The sequence below is a fragment of the Listeria valentina genome, assembly GCF_011800755.1.
Taxonomy (GTDB): Bacteria; Bacillota; Bacilli; order Lactobacillales; family Listeriaceae; genus Listeria; species Listeria valentina.
The window spans coordinates 1-4,175 of the sequence record NZ_JAATJW010000107.1 but is presented as its reverse complement, the minus strand read 5'-3'; the positions used below and the strand labels follow the sequence as shown (position 1 = coordinate 4,175).

General features: G+C 35.9%; 6 protein-coding genes. All 6 read right to left on the bottom strand.

Going from position 1 to position 4,175, the window contains the following annotated elements; translation table 11 throughout:
* Positions 1–179: 179 nt before the first annotated feature.
* The gene (locus HCK02_RS13415) at positions 180–548 is read right to left on the bottom strand and encodes a hypothetical protein (RefSeq protein ID WP_208970484.1); all 369 of its coding nucleotides are present in this window, start codon (positions 546–548) and stop codon (positions 180–182) included.
* Positions 545–1,999, bottom strand: coding sequence for a T7SS effector LXG polymorphic toxin (locus HCK02_RS13410; protein ID WP_167630604.1), 1,455 nt, complete (start codon positions 1,997–1,999; stop codon positions 545–547). Before HCK02_RS13410 ends, HCK02_RS13415 begins: the two co-directional genes overlap by 4 nt.
* Positions 1,996–2,343: a DUF3958 family protein gene (locus tag HCK02_RS13405; protein ID WP_167630603.1), complete on the bottom strand. Its 348-nt coding sequence runs from the start codon at positions 2,341–2,343 to the stop codon at positions 1,996–1,998. The genes HCK02_RS13410 and HCK02_RS13405 overlap by 4 nt, the downstream gene beginning before the upstream one ends.
* Before the next feature lie 11 nt (positions 2,344–2,354).
* On the bottom strand, positions 2,355–2,621 hold the full coding sequence (locus tag HCK02_RS13400; protein WP_167630602.1) for a TIGR04197 family type VII secretion effector: 267 nt from the start codon (positions 2,619–2,621) through the stop codon (positions 2,355–2,357).
* A gap of 395 nt (positions 2,622–3,016) precedes the next feature.
* On the bottom strand, positions 3,017–3,373 hold the full coding sequence (locus HCK02_RS13395) for a hypothetical protein (protein ID WP_167630601.1): 357 nt from the start codon (positions 3,371–3,373) through the stop codon (positions 3,017–3,019).
* 60 nt (positions 3,374–3,433) lie between these two features.
* Positions 3,434–4,030: a hypothetical protein gene (locus HCK02_RS13390; protein WP_167630600.1), complete on the bottom strand. Its 597-nt coding sequence runs from the start codon at positions 4,028–4,030 to the stop codon at positions 3,434–3,436.
* Positions 4,031–4,175 lie beyond the last annotated feature (145 nt).

Below are 4,175 nucleotides of genomic sequence, written 5' to 3'. Positions count from 1 at the left end.
ATAATCAGTTTGTGAATTTTAGCCTATTTTCCTATAATTATTATACATTCAGGATTTTTTAAGTCCCTACTTATGTGGAAGTATTTCTTTTCTTTCTATAAATGTATTGTTTATAAAATAAAATGCACTAACATCTAAGAATTCTACACAATAATTTGTTTTCAGCAGAGTCGTTTAAATTAAAAATCTGATTCTGCAGGGTCAGGTAAACTTTGGATAAATAACTCATTAAAGTCTGCTAAATCTTCAAAAGCTATACTTAATCTTCGAAGAACCCCCATTAACTCAACGATGTTTTTATGAAATAATTGGCTGTGATTTATTTCAGTAAAATCTTTTGATAAATCTATTTCCTGTAGTTCTTTGGAGGCTTTCACTAATTGTTTTAAATTTTCTTCTATATTGTCAAAAACGTCTTCTTTTAAATCGTAATCAATGTTATCTTCAGTTTTAAACTTCGACAAATTTATTTTTTTATTTCCCATTTTGCTTAGCATCAGTACATAAAAACTATACAGTTTCTCGATATTTTTAGTTTCTTCCATCATTTTAACCTTCTTCCAGTAATTTTTTCAGTTTTCTTAATATTAATTGTCCCATCTAGATTTAATACTCTTAAAGGATTTCCTTGTTTGTCGAAAACTTCTAAATGATCTTTATGTAAACCGTCTAGATATACTTGGTCGCTTTTGTTCAATTTATAACTCTTCATATTTTTTTTCAATTTATAAACCTGTTGCCCATCTACACGTTTGCTTGTTTTTTCTACATTACCTTTTAATTCTGAGCCAAACTCACTTTCAAAAAACTCATCCATGTTCTTAACAGCACCATTATTTGCGTTATGGTTTCCGCTGCCTCCCATGATATTTTGAACAGCCATTCCACCAACTGCTGTCGCATGTCCCCAAATCGCCGCCGTTCCAGCAACGCCGAGTGCAGGTACTCCTGAAAGACTAGCTCCACCAGTAGCAGGTGCTCCTGCAATGCTTGCAGCAGAAGTTCCCAGCCCCCAAAGACCGCCACCAATATACTCAAAACCTGCCTGCACAAGAGAGATGATATTTCCTGTTAACGCTCCTGCTTGATAAGAATTTTCATTTTGCAAAGAAGCATTGACTGTTTTTTCTCCAAATATACCATCTAACATTGCCTTTACACCATTGTTCTCGATAACGGCTATTCCTGCTCCAGCAAGGAAAGCTTCTACGGATTTCAAATCTTGCTTTGCTAATTCCTCAGCTAGTTTTTTGGTCTCTTCATGATCGACTTCTCCGTTACGAATAACCTGATAAAAGGTTCCGTATTGAGTCTTTATTTCTTTAATCTCAATCGAATCTTGTTGCTTTTCAGCTTGCTTAGCTTCGTATTTGTCCCACTTCTGTTGAATAGGTTTTACCCAACCCATGTTTAATCCCATGGTACTAAAGGTGCCTGTTGAAGACTGAAATCCTTTTCCGCTATGTACTTCTTTTAGCCCTTGCTCAACAGCCCCCATTAGACTTTCCACATCTGCAAATAATTGTCCAGAAACAGGGTCAAACGCGAGCAACTTATCCAGTTGTTTTTTGATTTCTCTCTTCGAATCTTCTAAGGTTTCCGAGAACTGCCGTAGTAATGGAGACACAGGCGTTGCTTTTAAAGTATTCTCTAGTTTTTCTGTTGTCTGAATGATTGAGTCTAAACGATTTAGCTGTCGACGTAAAACATCCTCTTGTAAAGAAATATGATCAACATTAGTTCGATAACTCTTTGGAAATTGTTTAGCCGCTTTTTCGAGCGCTTCACAGATTAAGATAATTCCATTGGCTAAAGGTATAAATGTAGCATTTAAATACTGTTTTGCGGAGTCATAAGTTTTACCCTTGAGAGAATCTTCTAAGATAAATTGAGCGATGGCCGTTTTAACCTGTTCCAATCCTTCTTGATAGTTGCGGCATTGCGTCGCAATACTTTCCGCTTGGTGGTCAGCCTCTCCCAAAAACATATTGATACTCATTTTTGTTCATCCTCCGTCCATACCTGCTGTCGTTCCCTTAAAAGGGCTTCTTCTTTCTCTTCTAACAAACGATAACCTTGATGAATGCGAGCTTTTTCTCCTTCCAGTTCTTCTAAAACTCGGTTTTGGAGTCTTTTAAGCTCTAACTGTTGATCCTGTAATACAGGAAAACGTTCGCTACCTTGCCACGTTTCTTGAATTTCAAATTGCAGATGTTCTTTTTCCAAAAGTAATCCATAAAAGGTTTCCTCTGTTTGAATGACTGCTTGTTCTTGTTTTGATTTCTCTTCTTGTTGAAGTCGATTTTGAAAAAGCTTCCCGTTTATTGTGTCGATTTTATCCATGGCAACCCCTCCTAAAAATGAAACCCACGTGTTAAGGACTGATCCATTGCTTCAAATTCTTTTGCCGCTTGATGAATGTTTGTAATTGTTGCTTCCAAAGCTTGTCCATAACTCAACGTTATTCCCTGAACTTTAGAATAGCTCGTCTTCGCTTTTCGATTTCCTTGAAGCGTTGTTTTTTCATCTACTTCTCCATTTGTTTGTTTCTTTAATTGATAAGCCGCTTCTTTTAATTGACTCGCGTGTTTTTGTGCGACCGAAACATTACTTTGAATCATCGTCAATCACCTTTCTTTTCCTATAAAAAAAGTCACCAATTTATGGAAATTGATGACAATAGGATAAGTACAAAAAGAGTATAGCATGACTTGCCTTTAAAATCTGTGGATATTTTGTGAACGTTTCTGATATTTAGACATAAAAAGAACAATAAAGGTATTGGAACCAGTCAGAATAACATACCTCTAAAACGTGTATAGCCCTTTTTTAGCGCGTTCGATTGTATTGGAACCAGTCAGAATAACATACCTCTAAAACCTCGGAAGTTTTTCCGTTGTTTCGTAATCGCAGTACTCGTTCCTAGCAGAACTTCCATTCTGATGGTTCCTTATGCTCTGAATTACTCTTTCTACTCTATTATACAACTTTGCCACTTCAACTACATATCAAATTCTTATTGAGGTTCCCCATTTTTTTCTGTATAGACTAATTTCGCATCTTCTTTTACATATTGTTCTTCATCATAGTCCGCAAAATCATAGTTTTCATCAGAATCTTTTTTAAAATAGCCTTCATCAACACCATTATTAAACTTAATATAAATATATTTACCATCATCATAAACTTTCACTTGAGCATTTTCACGTTTCATTTCCTTTATCTCTTTATCAGATGCAATTGATACTGCAAATTCTTTATCTCGCTTAATAGCTTTTTCAATAGCTTCATTGTATTTGTCTTGCTCTCCGCAAGCAACCAATAAAATGAGACAACTGATTAATAAACCTAGAATCAGCCCATTCTTTTTCATATATTTTCCTCCCTTTTCTTTTTAGTATACCACATCCTTTTAAAAATCCTAGCTTTCACTTTAATATTCAACAAATTTAGTTTGGTTCAGTAAAAAGTGATTACCTTGTTTCACATAATTAAATTGTCCCAACATAGACACCTGATCGGTGTGTCCTTCCGCTGTGATTTCAACTTCTACAACATTAACCGTACTAAACCCATCCTCTGTTTCTGTCCAATACATCGATGATTGAATAAGCCTCGATTCAGTCTCTGTGAAATGGCTATCTGACTTTGCCCCCTGCATAGTTTGAAACAAGTTTTTGGTTAAATAGGGCTTTAAATGACCCATTCGCTGATTCTGCTTGTCATAATTAAAAAAAAGGTCGACAACCTGTCGATTCAATTCTCGCTGATCCTTCACTGCTTGTGCATTTTGATAAACCGCTTCTTTTTTCTTATAGGTGCTCCAATCCTCACGACGAACTTCTTTTAGCCGTTGATTTTCTTTTTTTAGTGTTATACGTTCCTTTTCCTTCTGTTTTTTTGCCTTGTTTAATTCGTGAATGGTGGCTTCTTTCTTTTCTAACATCGAATAACTGTAAAACCCTACTCCTAAAATCGTTAAAATGCCGCCCACAATTATAAAAACAGCGAGCCACTTGAAAGCTCTCATGTCTATTCCTCCCTACTTTCCTCGTATTCCTAAAACAGGCGCTGGATTTACTTGTCCTCCCATCTTTTCTTTCCGAATCTATAGCGATAGGTAAGGTTTTGATATAATCTCTACCTTTTCCCCCGCTCCACACCGTGCATGCGAT